Origin of the sequence: Micromonospora sp. U21 (assembly GCF_018070045.1) — a bacterium.
Taxonomy (GTDB): domain Bacteria; phylum Actinomycetota; class Actinomycetes; order Mycobacteriales; family Micromonosporaceae; genus Micromonospora.
Genome location: NZ_JAGPYK010000061.1, coordinates 1 through 14,963, shown reverse-complemented (window position 1 = coordinate 14,963; position 14,963 = coordinate 1). Strand labels below are relative to the sequence as shown.

At 67.7% G+C, this 14,963-nt stretch carries 19 protein-coding genes and 3 pseudogenes; 10 read left to right on the top strand and 12 right to left on the bottom strand.

Annotated elements, in window-relative coordinates; translation table 11 throughout:
- Positions 1-97 (top strand): annotated as a pseudogene (locus tag KBX63_RS34365) (IS5/IS1182 family transposase); the annotation flags it as partial.
- A 79-nt stretch (positions 98-176) separates the two neighbouring features.
- A complete protein-coding gene (locus KBX63_RS34360) occupies positions 177-767 on the top strand; it encodes a GrpB family protein (protein WP_210918599.1) in 591 nt (196 codons plus the stop codon).
- A gap of 152 nt (positions 768-919) precedes the next feature.
- Here the strand turns inward: KBX63_RS34360 and KBX63_RS34355 are convergent, their stop codons facing one another.
- From KBX63_RS34355 to KBX63_RS34345, 3 genes are all read right to left on the bottom strand, one after another.
- Positions 920-1,102, bottom strand: coding sequence for a hypothetical protein (locus KBX63_RS34355; protein WP_210918598.1), 183 nt, complete (start codon positions 1,100-1,102; stop codon positions 920-922).
- Positions 1,103-1,473: 371 nt separating this feature from the next.
- Positions 1,474-2,073, bottom strand: a complete 600-nt coding sequence (locus tag KBX63_RS34350; RefSeq protein WP_210918597.1) for a hypothetical protein — start codon at positions 2,071-2,073, stop codon at positions 1,474-1,476.
- Positions 2,070-2,372, bottom strand: coding sequence for a hypothetical protein (locus KBX63_RS34345; RefSeq protein WP_210918596.1), 303 nt, complete (start codon positions 2,370-2,372; stop codon positions 2,070-2,072). Before KBX63_RS34345 ends, KBX63_RS34350 begins: the two co-directional genes overlap by 4 nt.
- Positions 2,373-3,145: 773 nt before the next feature.
- Between KBX63_RS34345 and KBX63_RS34340 the strand changes: the two genes are divergently transcribed.
- The 3 genes from KBX63_RS34340 to KBX63_RS34330 are packed head-to-tail and all read left to right on the top strand — an operon-like array spanning position 3,146 to position 5,093.
- Positions 3,146-3,871, top strand: a complete 726-nt coding sequence (locus KBX63_RS34340) for a TetR/AcrR family transcriptional regulator (RefSeq protein WP_210918595.1) — start codon at positions 3,146-3,148, stop codon at positions 3,869-3,871.
- 44 nt (positions 3,872-3,915) lie between these two features.
- Positions 3,916-4,215: a transposase gene (locus KBX63_RS34335; protein ID WP_210918594.1), complete on the top strand. Its 300-nt coding sequence runs from the start codon at positions 3,916-3,918 to the stop codon at positions 4,213-4,215.
- Positions 4,212-5,093 (top strand): IS3 family transposase, encoded by an 882-nt coding sequence (locus KBX63_RS34330; RefSeq protein ID WP_210918593.1) that lies wholly within the window; start codon positions 4,212-4,214, stop codon positions 5,091-5,093. Before KBX63_RS34335 ends, KBX63_RS34330 begins: the two co-directional genes overlap by 4 nt.
- A 344-nt stretch (positions 5,094-5,437) precedes the next feature.
- On the opposite strand, the gene KBX63_RS36610 is transcribed toward KBX63_RS34330, so the two are convergent.
- Positions 5,438-6,532, bottom strand: coding sequence for a recombinase family protein (locus KBX63_RS36610; RefSeq protein WP_307871949.1), 1,095 nt, complete (start codon positions 6,530-6,532; stop codon positions 5,438-5,440).
- A pseudogene (locus KBX63_RS34320) lies at positions 6,444-7,274 on the bottom strand (IS256 family transposase); the annotation flags it as partial. The pseudogene KBX63_RS34320 and the gene KBX63_RS36610, both read right to left, overlap by 89 nt.
- A 62-nt stretch (positions 7,275-7,336) precedes the next feature.
- Here KBX63_RS34320 and KBX63_RS34315 point away from each other — a divergent pair.
- Positions 7,337-7,597 carry a transposase gene (locus KBX63_RS34315; RefSeq protein WP_210918591.1) on the top strand — a complete coding sequence of 87 codons (261 nt, stop codon included), beginning with the start codon at positions 7,337-7,339 and terminating at the stop codon, positions 7,595-7,597.
- 4 nt (positions 7,598-7,601) lie between these two features.
- Entirely contained in the window at positions 7,602-7,736 is a 135-nt protein-coding gene (locus KBX63_RS36185) for a hypothetical protein (protein WP_256443245.1), read from the top strand.
- 156 nt (positions 7,737-7,892) lie between these two features.
- Here KBX63_RS36185 and KBX63_RS34310 read toward each other — a convergent pair whose 3' ends face one another.
- Positions 7,893-8,798: a hypothetical protein gene (locus tag KBX63_RS34310; protein ID WP_210918590.1), complete on the bottom strand. Its 906-nt coding sequence runs from the start codon at positions 8,796-8,798 to the stop codon at positions 7,893-7,895.
- A 620-nt stretch (positions 8,799-9,418) separates the two neighbouring features.
- Here KBX63_RS34310 and KBX63_RS35845 point away from each other — a divergent pair.
- Positions 9,419-9,559 (top strand): hypothetical protein, encoded by a 141-nt coding sequence (locus tag KBX63_RS35845; protein ID WP_247663923.1) that lies wholly within the window; start codon positions 9,419-9,421, stop codon positions 9,557-9,559.
- A 65-nt stretch (positions 9,560-9,624) separates the two neighbouring features.
- On the opposite strand, the gene KBX63_RS36980 is transcribed toward KBX63_RS35845, so the two are convergent.
- The 3 genes from KBX63_RS36980 to KBX63_RS35835 are packed head-to-tail and all read right to left on the bottom strand — an operon-like array spanning position 9,625 to position 10,307.
- Positions 9,625-9,942 carry a hypothetical protein gene (locus KBX63_RS36980; protein ID WP_208761062.1) on the bottom strand — a complete coding sequence of 106 codons (318 nt, stop codon included), beginning with the start codon at positions 9,940-9,942 and terminating at the stop codon, positions 9,625-9,627.
- Positions 9,918-10,196: a TMEM175 family protein gene (locus tag KBX63_RS36975; protein WP_208761063.1), complete on the bottom strand. Its 279-nt coding sequence runs from the start codon at positions 10,194-10,196 to the stop codon at positions 9,918-9,920. The genes KBX63_RS36980 and KBX63_RS36975 overlap by 25 nt, the downstream gene beginning before the upstream one ends.
- 6 nt (positions 10,197-10,202) lie before the next feature.
- A complete protein-coding gene (locus tag KBX63_RS35835) occupies positions 10,203-10,307 on the bottom strand; it encodes a TMEM175 family protein (protein WP_244295722.1) in 105 nt (34 codons plus the stop codon).
- A gap of 245 nt (positions 10,308-10,552) precedes the next feature.
- Here KBX63_RS35835 and KBX63_RS34290 point away from each other — a divergent pair, with 245 nt between their 5' ends.
- Positions 10,553-13,027 carry an ATP-dependent Clp protease ATP-binding subunit gene (locus tag KBX63_RS34290; RefSeq protein WP_139586419.1) on the top strand — a complete coding sequence of 825 codons (2,475 nt, stop codon included), beginning with the start codon at positions 10,553-10,555 and terminating at the stop codon, positions 13,025-13,027.
- Between the two features lie 189 nt (positions 13,028-13,216).
- Here the strand turns inward: KBX63_RS34290 and KBX63_RS36605 are convergent.
- From KBX63_RS36605 to KBX63_RS34280, 3 genes and pseudogenes are all read right to left on the bottom strand, one after another.
- Positions 13,217-13,276, bottom strand: a pseudogene (locus KBX63_RS36605) (hypothetical protein); the annotation flags it as partial.
- Between the two features lie 37 nt (positions 13,277-13,313).
- Positions 13,314-14,009: an SDR family oxidoreductase gene (locus KBX63_RS34285; protein WP_210918589.1), complete on the bottom strand. Its 696-nt coding sequence runs from the start codon at positions 14,007-14,009 to the stop codon at positions 13,314-13,316.
- A 292-nt stretch (positions 14,010-14,301) separates the two neighbouring features.
- Positions 14,302-14,535 (bottom strand): hypothetical protein, encoded by a 234-nt coding sequence (locus KBX63_RS34280; protein ID WP_139586421.1) that lies wholly within the window; start codon positions 14,533-14,535, stop codon positions 14,302-14,304.
- A gap of 29 nt (positions 14,536-14,564) precedes the next feature.
- Between KBX63_RS34280 and KBX63_RS34275 the strand changes: the two genes are divergently transcribed.
- On the top strand, positions 14,565-14,771 hold the full coding sequence (locus KBX63_RS34275; protein ID WP_139586422.1) for a hypothetical protein: 207 nt from the start codon (positions 14,565-14,567) through the stop codon (positions 14,769-14,771).
- Positions 14,772-14,963 lie beyond the last annotated feature (192 nt).

The following is a 14,963-nucleotide window of genomic DNA, read 5'->3' as shown; positions in this document are numbered from 1 at the left end:
CTTCGACCTCGCCGACGCCATCATCACCATCCGTAGCCTCATCCGCCAGGCGTGGATCTTGTACCGATGGGACACCCGCCCCACCCGCCGACCATGAAGCCCACCTATTTGCGCGACCACTTAGCCGACGCCGGACACGCAATGTGACCTTGCGTCACGGCAGTAGCGTCGCGTCCATGCGCCTGCCACCGTTACCTCCGCCTCCGACGCCGCTCACTCCGGAGCAGATGGCCCAGCGGGTAGTCGGCGACAGGCCGGCGGAGGTGACGGCACCGATCACCGTCAGCCCGTACGACCCCGGCTGGCCCGCCGCGTATGCACGGGAGGAATCCCGCATTCGATCCGCTCTCGGCACCCGCGCCCTCGCGGTCGAACATGTCGGGTCGACGGCGGTGCCTGGCCTCGCCGCGAAGGACCGGATCGACATCGACCTGATCGTCGCGGATCCCGCGGATGAGGACGAGTACGTGCCGCCGCTGGCTGCTGCCGGCTACGTCCTCCGAACCCGGGAACCGCACTGGTACGAGCATCGGTGCCTATGGAACAGCGATCACAGCGTGAACCTGCACGTCTTCGGCCCAGACTGCGACGAGTACCTACGACACGTGATCTTCCGTGACTGGCTGCGCACGCACCCAAAAGATCGGGATCGTTACGCATCCTGCAAGATTGAGGTCGCCGCCGAGCATCCCCTGTCGATGGCGCACTACGTCGCGGGCAAGGGAAAGGTCGTCGTCGACATTCTGCGGCGCGCGGGACTCCGCTGACGAGAAGAACCGGCCGGCTCGCGAACGAACGCTGCGGCCGGTCAGGTACTCGATGACCTGGACCAGCCGCAGCGTGACACCTCGACTGCTCGTGTCAGACACCCCAGGAGCTGAGGTGTCAAGCCGTGGTGAGTTGTGTGCGGTGTGACCAGTTAGCCGCGCACCGCGCGTTCGTTCTCGCCGCTCGGTGCGCAGCCGTAGCCGATGTGAGCACGTTCGTCGCTGGTTGCCGCGAGCAGCGCCGTGGGATCACCTCCGCGGGAAACCGGAACCCGGTGAACGTCGGCTTCGGCGGCGACCAGGGACGACGAGGACTCGACCGCTTCACCCGTCAAGCCTGCCTCGGTCCCTGGACATGGACACGGCAACGCAGCAGACCCCCGCATTGTCGTCTGTGACAACTCGACTGGGTTATCGATGATCAGCACAGGGCGCGAGCCCTGGCGGAGAAAGGGGAAGGGGGCATGAGTAGGGCCTGCTGAGAAATTTCAGCTTGGTGCGGTGGCCGGGCGGCGCACCTGTGGGAAGTTGCTTCCTCGATCAGCCGTATGGGCGGCTGGCAGGGGCGGAGGGTGGCGTCGAAGGGTGTTCGCGGCCGTGGTACTGGGACAGAACTCGCCATTTCTTCAGGTGTCCGAGGACGTGCTTGGCGCGGATCAGCAGGGCGAAGTGCGGGCTGATGCGGCCTCGGTTCTGTGCATGAGGCTTACCCAGTTGGTGTGGCTGTCGGGCTGGGCTCCTCGACAGCGACTGTCCCGCAGGCACCGCAGAACCAGCTTCGGCGCCAACGATCCTGGTCGCGGTTGTAGCGGGCGATACTCTGTCCCATCTGCCACTGTTCAGCCGCCAACCCTTCGCGAAACTTGAGGTAGCTCCGAACGGTCCAAATCAGCGCGGCGACGAACCCGAGTATCGGCAGCCACAGCAGGGCAGTGACGACCCCGGTGTCAGCGGTGTTGGTCAGGGCGCCCGCGCAGCACACGAGCACAAACAACGCTGGCATGGCGCCGATCAGCTTCAGGTGCGACTCGATGGGGAACCGGGGGTCCGGCGGCCGCGGCTGCCGGGGCGGCGCGACGCGCAACGCGAGGCGGTTGAGCACCACGATGCCGTGTCCGGCCCGCTGAGTGCTCTCTGCCCAGACGATGCTGGTCCGCTTCATCGGCACGGCGTTGCAGTTGGGGCAACGTTTGCCGACCGGACCGTCAACAATCTGGTTCACCACCATGAATCCGATGTTGTTCTGCAGTTCTACCTGCTGGCCGTTCTGGTAGTAGATCGGCTCGTACGCATCCAGCTCGATCATTGGGCGGCCTGGGCGACGGCGGCGATGCTGGTCGCGATGGTGGCGACGGGTCCAGCCACCTCTGCTGCCCGGCGCAGGAGGGCGGCCGCCCGGCCCTCATCGCCAGCAGCAGACACGGCCCGGGCCTGATGCAGGTAGGCAAGGGCTGGCGCCATCGCCTTTCCGTTGTTTTCACGGCTGGCCTGGGAGATTAGGTCATCGATCTTTTCGACCAGATACCGGTGGCCCACGTTGACATAAGCCGAGTCTGCGTTGACTTGGTGCTGGACCGTTTGGTTCTGCTGGTTGAAGGTTGCCACAGCGCCTTCCCAAAGTTGAGTACCTGCTAGGAGTATGCGAACGAGTTGCGTGGTGTCGCCGATCTCAGCGGACGCTTTTCTATGCGGAGCCGATCCTGTGGATGACACCTGAGGTGGTTGCTGGTCGGGCCTTGGGCTGTAATCCGCGGCTTCTATCCCGAGACCTGAGACGGGTTGGCGTAGCTGCAGGGAGCGCCGAGACGGGCATCCAACCTGATCGCGCAACGCCACAGGCTGTTGCTTGGAAGCTCTCGTATGGCCGCGACGGGTTCCGCATAGGTCACTCCCTCCCTAGAGATGCGCCGACCGGCCCAGGTGTTGGCCGCTGGGTCAAACCTGCCGAGAGTTCCCCCCGCGCCGAGAACGTCCAGTGGCTCTCGCCGCCGAGTAAGGTGATGAGCAATCACCAACTAACGACGGCTTACGATGTTATGGCCCTTCACGGATCGCATCAACCACCACCGCCCATAGGCGCTACTTTGGACAAAGCAGTCATCGATCGAAGCCGCCGGGGGTGCAACAGCCGGGTCTGTCCTGACACTTGCGCCTGGGCGCAGAGCTGGGAGACGGGAAGCTCATGGCCGTGCGGAAGACGGACAAACAGAGGTCCCGCCCGTCGGCGGTGTCCACCGGACGGACTACCGGCAGTGGTCGCCGGGTAGGAGAGAATCCATTCACGTGAAGCCGGGGCCACGGCGCAAGGCGGCAGGAGCGGAGCGGGAGTGGAGAGCGTGAAAGTAGCAAGGCGGCGTGACCGGCTCCGGGAGGAGATGATGACGCAGGTGCGGATCGCAGCACGGGACGTCATCAAGACACAGGGCGTGGAGGCCCTCACGCTCGCCGAGATCGCACGCCGAGTGGGAGTAACGGCGGCAGCTCTCTACCGCTATTTCGAGGATCCACCCCTGGCGGACATCGTCCGACAGACAGCGCGCGATCTGACCGCTGAGCTCACCAGCGAGTTGCAGGCGACGGTCGACGCGCAAGATCCAGACGATCTTGCAGCCCGCACCATCGAGCCGTCGCGGGTGTTCCGACGGTGGGCGCTGGCCAACCGGCAAGAGTTCGCCCTGCTCTTCGGAACCCCCACCACTGCGGCAGGAAGCGCTCAGGTCGATGTGACGAGCGACTGGGTGAAGCAACTCGCCGGCGTATGGGGGCCAGAATTCGTCCGACTGTGGGCGGCCCGTTCCTATCCCATCCTCTCCGACGACGAACTCGATCCGTCCCTGCGAAAGCAGCTAGCCGAGTATCGATCGGCCACCGGGGTGGACATCCCACTGGGCGCGCTCGTGGTCATGCTCTCTTGTTGGCGGTCGATCTACGGCGCGGTCGCGCTGGAAGTCTTCGACCACTTCGCACCGATGATCACCGATCAGGAGCCGATGTTCGAACTCATGATGCGCGACCTGCTCACCACCATGGGACTACATTCGGAGTACCGCCCCCCGAGCAAGAACCCAGCACCCATCGCGGCGTCGCGCACCGAGAGCCTGTAATTCCCCTCGTAACGTGGAGGCCAGAACTTGAGGGATAGAGGTTCATGGCTGAGACGAGACGCCGGTTCGATCCGGAGTTCCGCGCGGGCGCGGTCCGGATCGTACGTGAGACCGGGAAGTCGATCGCGCAGGTAAAGCGTGATCTGGGGATCAACAGCGGTACCCTGGCCAACTGGGTGCAGCAGGATCGTGCCGCTCGTGGCGAAGCCGCTGCCGGGCAACTGGCCGAGGACGAGCGGGCCGAGCTGGCGCGGTTGCGGCGGGAGAACGCCGAGCTGGCGATGGAGCGTGATGTCCTCAAGCGATCGGTGGTCCTGTGGGTCAAGGAAGCGACGGGCCGGTGAGCGTGGCCGCCTTCATCGCTTCCCAGAGGACCGAGCATGACGTGCCGCACGCGGTGGCCTGCCGGGCCCTCGGAGTGTCCGAGTCATGGTTCTACAAGTGGCGGGGCCGTCCGCCGACACCCCGCCAGGACCGTAGAACCAAGCTGACGGACGCGGTCCGACGCGTCTTCGACGCCTCCGGCGGCACCTACGGCAGCCCACGCATCGGCGACGAGTTACGCGAGCAGGGCTGGCGGGTGTCGGACAACACGATCGCGCAGCTCATGGCCGAGCTGGGCCTCGTTGCCAGAGCGAAACGACGCCGGCGTGGGCTGACCCGACAGGGCAAGCGGCCAGCCGCCCCGGACCTGGTCAAGCGCCAGTTCACCGCGCCCGCGCCGGACGTGGCCTGGTGCGGCGACATGACCGAGATCGCCACGCAGGAAGGCAAGCTCTACCTCGCCACCGTCATCGACCTGTACTCCCGGCACATCCTCGGCTACGCCATGGGCGACCGGCACGACGCCGGCCTGGTCGTCGCCGCGTTGAACATGGCTGCGGTCACCCGCGGCGGCGACGTCGCCGGAGTGATCTTCCACAGCGACAGGGGCGCCCAATTTCGGTCCAGGAAATTCGTGAAAGCGTTGCACCGCAACGGGTTGACCGGCTCGATGGGCCGCGTCGGCGCCTGCGGGGACATCGCCGCCATGGAGTCGTTCTTCGCCCTGCTGCAGCGCAATGTCCTGGACCGGCAACGCTGGCAAACACGCCACGACCTACGCCTGGCGATCGTGACCTGGATCGAACGGACCTACCACCGCCGGCGACGGCAACGCCGCCTCGGCCGGCTCACGCCCATCGAGTTTGAGACAATCAACCAGCCCGCACACGCGGCCTGAACCACTCAACCCCGCGAGTCAACCAAACCCGGGGCAGTCCCCCCGCAGTTCGGGGAAGAGTGCGGTGATATCGAGGGGACGCGGAGGTGTGGTGCGGACCATAGATGTGGATCTTATGGTCCGCGTGCAGGTCCTGGGTTCCGGGATGGCTGGCGCCGGCCGGCGTCTCGGGTCGCCTAACCCCACGCCTGCAGAAGTGCTGTAGATCGACGTAAGCGTTGCAGGTGAGCGGGCGGAAGTGTGTGGCGGGTCCGCCATCTGAGACGCCGATCCCACAGGCAACGTCCTGAGAGTCTTTCAGGCTGGTGACCTCCTCGGCGGAACCGAAGAGGTCACCATTACAGCTAGACTTGCGTGAGCTTCAAAGTTGCGCTGAGCGTCATCGGCGGTGGGGCAATGGGTCGTGTCGCCCCTCGGACACGAACCATTACCCCACGGTGCGCGCTGAGATCGATTGCAGCGCGCACCGTTTGCGTTTCAGTATGGTAGTTCAGCCGGAGACCGAGTTGCCGGTAGACCTCGGCCTTGTCGGCGGGATCGGCGTCGCGGAGCACGGCGGCGATGTCGCCGAGCGCGTTCACCAGGGTCGTGATTTCTGCTCGGCTCATCCTGCGCGGGGCGGTGCCCGTGTTCGCGCGGAGGTCTGCCTCCGCACGGGCGCGTTCGGCCTGGGTCTGCGCGATCCAGCCGGTGACTACCGCTGGGTCGGCTCCAGCGTCGAGGGCGGCCCGGTAGCGCTCCAGCTTGGCGTCGCACTCGGTGATGATCGTCTGAGCTGCGGTGCCCGCTGCGGGCGAATGATCTAAGGGCTGGGCTTCGGTCATCGCGGTGATCGTTGATTCGATGTGGTGGGGTGCGAAGGCGGAGGCCAGCCAGGTGTCGAGCGGGTCGGTGAGGGCATCCTCGCGCAGGTACACGTTGCTGGGATGCTCAACTTGGTTGGCGAGGGCGTATTCCTGCGGGAAGCGGCAGCGGTAGTAGGCGTCGCCGTGGTTGTACTGGCCCTGCATGCGTCGGTCGCAGGCGGCGCAGTAGATCATGCCCCGGAAGACGTACGGGTTGCGGGTGCGCTTCCGGACGTGTTGTCCGCCGGTTCCCCGTCCGCGTCGTTGCAGTATCGCTTGGGCCTGCTCGAAGATCGCGTCGTCGATGAGTGGCTCATGGGTGATGTCCTTGGAGACCACCCACTTGTCGCGGACGTTCCAGCGCATGACGCCGGTGTGACCCATTGCCACGTCGTCGACGTCGAGCAGTACTTCGTCAGTGCGTTGCTTGTTCCACACCTGCCGCCCTGTGTAACGAGGGTTGGTGAGGATGACGCGGACGGCGCTCTTGGACCAGGCGATGCCGCTACGGTGCCGGTTGCGGGCCCGGTCGTGTGCCGATGGGCAAGGCACGTGGTTGGCGGTAAGTCCCTCGGCGATGGCGAAGAGGCCGATACCGGCGAGAAACTCGGCGAAGATCTGCCGGACGATTGGAGCGGTCTGTTCGTCGGGAGTGAGGCCCTTGAGGTGTTTGCCATCGGCGTGTACGGTGCCAAAACCGCGTCTTCAGGTCTGCGGCAACCAGCCGAACACCCGCACCGCACTCAGGTACAGCAGCCGGTGCGGCGGCGGACCTCTTTGTTCAACCGTTCCTGCGGATTGTTCGACCAGATCTGGCGCCAGATCTCGCGGGGGAAGGCGGTGAAGGCGAGCAGGTCCTCGCGGGCGGTGTCGAGGTGCTCGGCCGCGGTGGGGAACTTCGCTTCGATCGTGGTCACGACCCGCTGGAACTGGGCTCGGACGGCGTCGGCGTCGGGCTGGTCGAAGACCGTGCGCACCAGGGTCGCTATCCACGGCTGCGCCGACTTCGGCACCTTGGTCAGCAGGTTGCGCAGGTAGTGAGTGCGGCAGCGTTGCCAGGAGGTTCCCGGCAGGGCGGCGCCGATGGCGGCCACGAGGCGGGCGTGGGCGTCGGAGATGACCAGGCGGGCCCCGGACAGGCCGCGGGCGGTCAGCGATCGCAGGAACGCCAGCCAGCCGGCACCGTCTCGTCGGAGGCCACGTCCAGGCCGAGGACCTCGCGTTGGCCGTCGGCGTTGACGCCGACCGCGATCAGGGCGTGGACGTTGAGGGTGCGGCCAGCCTCGCGGACCTTCATTGTTAACGCGTCCATCCACACAAACGTGTAGTGCCCTGAGCCACCCCCGCTTTCATGGAGCTTCTTGATCATGGTCTGATGGCCGTGGGGAGGAAGTTTCAGTGGCAGCACCGAAGAAGTACCCCGATGAGCTACGTCAGCGCGCTGTGCGCTTGTACCGCGAGTCGGACCGGAAGCCCGTGATCCGGCGCCTGGTCGAGCAACTCGGCGTGCATCACGAGGCGTTGCGGAACTGGATCCGTCAGGCCGAGGCCGACGCCGACGAACGTCACGGCCGGCCCACCAGCGAGATGGCCGAGGAGAACCGCCGGCTGCGCAGGGAAGTCGCCGAGGGTCCAGGCTGGCCATCCCCATCTCGTTGAACCGGTGTATGACCTGCCGGATCGTGTCCTCGTCGGCCTCAACCAGGCGGGCGATTGCCGGCACGTGTTCCCGCCGGCCGAGGCGAGCACGACCATCTCCCGCCGTAGCCGGATCGTGAACCGGTTCCCCGGCGCGTGATTCTGAGCAGCTGCTGACCTTCCTGATAACTGAGCCGCCGCACGCGTACAGGATCTGCCACCCTCACAGCCTGACCGCCGCGACGCCACCCGGCCGCCAGGTTAAAGATCGGGTGAAATGGAGTATTTAGCATTCGGCGCGACGGCGGGACGTCGATCAGCTTTGCGGCTGTTGCCCCTGCGGTCCTACCAGCCGTGCCGTGACCTGCCTCAGTGGCTGGCTGCTGTTGACGATCTTCTTCATCCGTTGCCACGCCGCTCGGGCCGGAGATCCGCCCGGCACGCCGCCCAGGCCCCCACCGCCGCCAGTCGCCGCCGCGCGGTTCTGAGCCATTTGCTGGGTGGTCTGTCCGAGCTGCTGGGTGGTCTGCCCGAGCTGTTGACCGACCTGCTGGGTGGTCTGCTGCAGCGTCTGCGACAGGGGCCCATTGGGCCCCAGCGCCTCCTGCGCCGTCTGCCCGACGTGGTCGAGCGTCCGCGCTAGCGGCCCCTGTGGCCCGAGCACCTGCTGAGCTGTCTGTCCGACCTGGTTCACGGTGGTGTCCACCGTCTTCACCAGCGACTCGATGATCTGAGGGTTGCGTTCGATGGTGCGCAGGGCGCTGTCGAGAATGCCGCGGAGCTCTTCGAGTCGAACCTCGAGCATCGCCTCGGTCTCGACGCCCTTGATGTCGATCTTCACCGTGCCGAGATGCGCCTGAACGCCCACGTCGAGCTGGAGCAGGCTACCCAGTCGGGCTCGCAGTGAGACGGAGGCGTCCAGGTTGTCGACCTCGACGTAGATCTGTTCGACCTTGAGCTGCGGGATCTGGAGGACGACGTCCGGGTCTGACATCGTCTTGCTGCTGTGCCCGCCAGCCGGTTGGGGAAGGTCGTGCTCACCACGCTGCGGGGTGGCGGGGCGTTTGCCGGGCTCGCCCGTTGGCCCGCTGGCGGGACCGAGGTTCTGGCCCCGACCGGCGACTTCCGCGCCCTCCTCGGCGTCGCGCTGCCGATCGACCTGCTCGCGCGGTTGCGCGGGCGACTCCCGTGCGCCCGTGTCCCGGCTCTCCGGTTCGGCCATCCCGCACTCCTCGGGGCCTCGCCTAGCATGCGGACCGGATGGAGCCCACCATCGGTATGTGGCTCCGATCCTCGGTCCACCCCCTCGGACCGGGTCGCGGTCTACCCGTGTGCCGACGCATCAAACGGCTCAGGGCTGCGGCCGAGGAGACGGCTATTGCGTCTGATGCGAAGGGGCGAGCAGGTAAGCCCCTGTTCCCACCCCTGCCGCGCTCAGGACTATCCCAACGACAGGTCAGCGTGCCAGTGGCGCGCCCGGGCCTGACCGTCTATCGGGTGATCTAGGGAGTCGGCATGCGGTCAGCGCCTTCGCTTGCGCCGTGGTGGTCGACGCCGTCGCACTGGTCGTTGTCTTGTTCGTAGCCGCCGCGCTGATGCTGGTCGGCGCGGTGACGTCCCAGACCTGGCCGCTGCGCGAGCTGCGGGGGGTGAACAAGGACCCGAACCTGCCCCGGCTGAACTCGCGCACGAGCCGGACCTCCGGGTGGGACCGTGCTGGTGGTCACGTACACCGTTCGTCCAACCTCCGCACGGAGACCCGACGGCTCGTCGAGTCTTCAATGCTGTGGGACCGAACCCAGTGGGTACTGCAAATGGTCGACGCCGGCGCACCAGAGCGTCGTGATAGAGGTTCAGGCCTCAGCCGCCGACGGGCCGAGCGCCTGGGACCTCCGCTGCGACCTCCGCGAAGGCCTGATCCGCTACCTCCGGGACAGCCACCCGCAGTGGCTGCCGCGCACCCGCAGCGAGTACAAACCCTGACCTCTGCCGTACCGGCCGGCTCCCCGCCCGGGCCGGCATCGATCGACCCACGCGAAGGCTCGCCGCTACGTCCCCGGCGGGGGAGGTCGGCGGGCGATCCGCCGGCGAAGGGGCACCTGGCGCAGCCTGGCGCTGGTGATGCCGTAGAACACCGGCAGCACGATGAAGATCACCAGGCCGATGAGCGGTGCGACGAGGTAGCCGAGGAATCCGGCGGTGGTGTAGAGGATGACTCCGATCAGTGCCCGGAACCGTTCGGCGGGGACGATCCGGTCGTCGACCTCATGGGCGACCAGGTCGGGGTGCCGGGCCAGGTAGTGGAAGAACGTCAGCCAGCTCACGCCCAGCAGGGCGCCGATCAGCGCGTAGAAGGCGACGACCACGCGTTGGTCCGGCTGGTTGTGCTCCCGCAGCGCGCGCGAGACGACGGCGGTCGGGAAGGGCAGCAGCGCGGTGCTGAACAGGAGGAACAGGTTGGCCAGCGCAGTCTGCGGTCGGTCTGCCGGAGGCGGTTGAACGCAGCCTTGTGGTTGAGCCAGACGACGGCCACGTACAGGTACGACGGGACGTACGCCGCGTAGCTCAGCCACTGGTCGAGCAGCCCGGACAGCAGATGACCGGGCTCGACGTCCGGCACCCGAAGCTACAGCACGAGCAGCGTGATGATGATGGCGAGGACGGGGTCGCTGAAACCCACGGCCCGACTGGTGTCCGACCGGCTGCCGACGTCGTCGGTTGGCCTGCTCACGCTCGTACGTACCCCAGGGCTCCGGTGACAAGCTTCCCTCCGCGCTCTTGCGGGTCTGATCGAGCTGCCGACCGCCGCCGCTTCCTTAAGGCCACCCGGGCCGCAGGCCGACCTCGTCATGCCTTCGGATGGACCCGTGAAACCGATAGACCTTGCAAAAGCCGCCTCCAACGTTAAATGGTGCGTAGCGTTCAGTTGGGTTCATGGCAGAAGGCCCAGGCACACGACCTCAGGGAAGGTATGACATGTCGCTCGACGCGTTCCGGATCCCCGGCGGATCCTTGGACGACCTGATCAGTCGGTTCTTCGGAGGGGACCCCTTCGCGGCACGCCCGGTGGAGCGCGTGGACCTGTCCCGGCTGCTCTCCACCGAATCACGGGAACTGCTGCAGCGCGCAGCCGAGCAGGCCTCGGAGTGGGGCAGCCCGTACCTCAACGTCGAGCACCTCTTGTGGGCCGCGACCCGGTCCGACCCCACCCGCCGACTTCTCCAGGCAAGCGGCGCCGACCCCGAGGACCTGGCCCGCCAGATAGAGGCGGCCGTCCCCAAGGGCAGGCCGCGCGAAGACACTCCTCCGCTCGCGCCGGCGGCGAAGCGCGCCCTGCTCGACGCCCACCGCGAGTCGCGACGGGCCGGCGCGACCTACATCGGCCCGGAACACATCATGCTCGGCATCGCGGCGAACCCGGAGACGACCGCTGGCCGGGCGCTGCGCCCGCTCGGCGAAACCGCCACGGGCCCGGCGCGACCGGCGGGCGGCGCCGGCGGACGCGGGGCGAGCGCCACCCCCACCCTCGACCAGTACGGACGCGACCTCACCGAGGACGCCCGGGCCGGGCGGCTCGATCCCGTCGTCGGACGCGACGACGAGATCGATGACACGATCGAGGTGCTCTCGCGGCGTACCAAGAACAATCCGGTGCTCACCGGCGAGCCGGGCGTCGGCAAGACCGCGATCGTCGAGGGCATCGCTCAGCGCATCGTCAACGAGGATGTGCCCGAAACCCTGTCCAACCGACGCGTGGTCGCACTCGACCTTGCCGCGATGGTGGCCGGCTCGAAGTACCGGGGTGAGTTCGAGGAGCGGCTGAAGAATGTGATCCAGGAGGTGACGGGCGCCGAAGACGGGCTGATCCTCTTCATCGACGAACTTCACACGGTTGTCGGCGCGGGTGGCGGCGGCGAGGGATCGATGGATGCCAGCAACATGCTCAAGCCCGCCCTGGCCCGCGGTGAACTGCACGTGGTCGGCGCAACAACGCTCAACGAGTACCGTCGCTACATCGAGAAGGACCCGGCGCTGGAGCGGCGATTCCAGCCGATCCTCGTGTCCGAGCCCAGCGTGGAGGACACCATCGCGATCCTTCAGGGCGTGCGCGACCGGTACGAGGCGCACCATCAGGTGCGCTACACCGACGAAGCCCTCGACGCCGCGGCTGAGCTGTCCCACCGCTACATCACCGACCGGTTCCTCCCGGACAAGGCCATCGACCTGCTCGACCAGGCGGGTGCCCGGGTCCGGCTCCGTTCGCGTACGCCAGCCCCGGACACGAAGGAGATCGAGAAGCGGCTGTCCCAGTTGCGCCGCGAGAAGGACAGCGCCGTGGCGAACGAGGACTACCAGCGGGCGAATGCGCTGAAGGGCGACATCAGCGCGGCGGAGCGGGAGCTGGCGGCAGCGCAGACGGGCACGCCGACGGTGCCCGAGGTACACACCAGCGACATCGCCGAGGTCGTCAGCCGCCGTACCGGCGTTCCCGTCACCCAGCTCACCGAGGCGGAGAAGCAACGGCTGAGGCGCATCGAGGAGCAACTGCACGAGCGCGTCGTCGGCCAGAACGAGGCGGTGCGGGCCGTGGCGGCCGCCGTACGCCGGTCGCGTTCCGGGCTGAGCGACCCCCAGCGCCCGGACGGGTCGTTCCTCTTCCTCGGGCCCACCGGAGTCGGCAAGACCGAGCTGGCCCGGGCCCTCGCCGCGGCGCTCTTCGGCGACGAGACGAGCATGATCCGCTTCGACATGAGCGAGTTTCAGGAGCGGCACACGGTCAGCCGGCTGGTCGGGGCGCCCCCGGGCTACGTCGGGTACGAGGAGGCCGGACAGCTCACCGAGGCGGTCCGTCGCCGGCCGTACTCCGTGCTGCTCTTCGACGAGGTGGAGAAGGCGCACGCGGATGTGTTCAACGCGCTGCTGCAGGTGCTCGACGACGGCCGCCTCACCGACGGGCAGGGTCGCACGGTCGACTTCAGCAACACCATCGTCATCATGACGAGCAACGTGGGCGCGGACCGGATTCTCAGCGCGCAGACGGCGGGACGTCCGGTCAGCGACCTGCGCGAGGAACTGTTGGGTCTGCTCGGACAGCGGTTCCGGCCCGAGTTCCTCAACCGGATCGACGAGATCATCATCTTCACCGGGCTCGACCGTGACCAACTCCTTGAGATCACCGGCTTGTTGCTGGACCGCACCCGCCGCCGCCTGCACGCGCAGGACATCAACCTGGACGTCAGTCCCGACGCCGTGCAGTGGCTGGCCAACCGGGGCTACCAGCCCGAGTACGGGGCGCGGCCACTGCGGCGCAGCATCCAGCGTGAGTTGGAGGACCGGCTGTCGACCCTGCTGCTCGAGGACGCCGCGAATCCGGGCGACACCATCGAGGTCAACGTCGTCGACGGCGAACTCGCACTGTCCGTCAGGCAGGCTGCGCCGGCCGGATCGTGACCGCCAACGTCCGCCCCTGACAGCCTGCCCGCGCCGCGGTCGCTGCCGGTCGGCGCGGCCGCTCACTGCAACGCCAGCAGCAGCACCGGCAGCAGGCTGGCGGTCTGGACCAACGCGACCAGCGTCGAAGGCTTTCCGCTCGTCGATCACCAGCCACTGCGCGCCGACGGTCTGCATCCAGGTGCCCACGTTGGCGGCGAGCAGGACCAACCAGAGGTTGCGGTAGACGGCGGTCCTCAGGGGGCCCACGCCGAGACCGGACGCTCGGCGATGGCGCCGCCGGCCGTCACCACCGCCCGTCCGCGCGCAGCACGCGCTCGCCGGAGACGTAGAGGTCGTCGGGGGCGAGCAGGAGCAGCCGTACGACCTCAGCGGCGACCTGGTCGGGTAGGGCGTAGACCTCGTCCAGAAATTCGTCGCCGACCCGCTCCTGCAGCCGCGTCGGCATCGGCCCGGGATGCAGCTGCATCACCTTGACCCGGTTGCTGTGCTGCGCCTCGGCCAACGACTCAACCAGGCTGCTGCCGTAGCTCTTGGTGGCCCGGTAGACCGGGATGCCGGGCCGGGGCTGCGTCACCGCCATCGCGCCGATATACACCACGGTGCCGTACCCCTGCCGACGCAGGTGTTCAAGCGCCTCCTTCAACACGAACGTCGTGCCCAGGACGTTTACCTCCACGGTCCGCCGGATGCGCTCCGGGGAGAGGTCCGCCAGATCACCGCCCGCCCACATCGAGGCGCAGGCCGCCACCCCGTCGATCTCGCCGTACCGGTCGACGACCTCACCGAACGCCCGCCGGACGTGGTCGTAGGAGGACACATCGCAGACGAGGCCCGCGCAACCCAGGTCGTTGGTCGCCGCGGCTACCTCGTCCGCCGCGTCGCCGAGGACGACCACACGGTGCTCGTCGACGAGCAGGCGGGCCACCGCAAGCCCGAGTCCGCTGGTGCCGCCGACCACGATGAAGGTTCTGGCAGCCATGTCTCTCCAGCCGTCGCAAACGAGCGGGGTCGTGAACGGCTCGGGCTTCCCGCTTTTGCCGGGTCCACACCCTGACGAGCGCCCGCCTGTCGCCGCCGAACGGCTGAGGCTGGTGACCGCGGCTCGGCGACCTGCCGGCAAGATCGGCCGGGTCGTCATGTGGCTGCCGTGGCCGACGTGCCGGGGCCGCGGACGGCGCGGCCTACACTGTCGCCGCAGCGGCGCAGTGACTCCTCCCGGTACGATGTAGGACTCTTGTCGTACCGGGTCGCGACGCCGGTGAGGACGCGCCCTAGCGGACGCCGTTGGCCCACCGCGAGTTGTGCAGGAACCGGTACGCCTCCTCGGCGCTGCGGTTGACCGTCACGGAGGCGGTGACCTTGTTGCCGTCCGTTCGCCGGCGGGCCTTCGTGGCCCGGATGGCGGTGTAGAGGTCGACGACGTGATGGTGGCGACCGCCGCGGCGGCCAGCGCCATCCGGCGCCGCCGCTCGGCGCGGCGCCTGCCCCAGCGCGCCGCCGGCCACCACAGCGGTTCGGCGACGAGATGCACCACGTGCCGCAGGTACCGGAGGCGCCGAGCATCGACGGCGCCCACGGCACAGGGAACGTCACCGGGTACCGGCCGATCCCGCAGTCCGGCGCCCGCCCGGTCAACGTGCCGCCGCCGGAGGAGGTACGCCGGCCCAGCTTCGTGCAGACGGACGAGGCCGACGAGGACACGCTCGACTCCCAGCGCGGCCCGCATTCGCCGTCCCAGTGACGGCACCCGGGCGAGGCCGACGACGACAGCGACCGCTCGTAGCGGCCATAGTGCTGCTTGGTCGTGCCACGACTCCATCTCCTCACGGAATGGAGCCTCCACGAACCCAGCGCGGTCACTCGTCATGTCGGTGGCGGCATGAGCAAGGGCGAATCCAACCGCATCAAGCTCCGCACCCCCGCACCCCCGCAC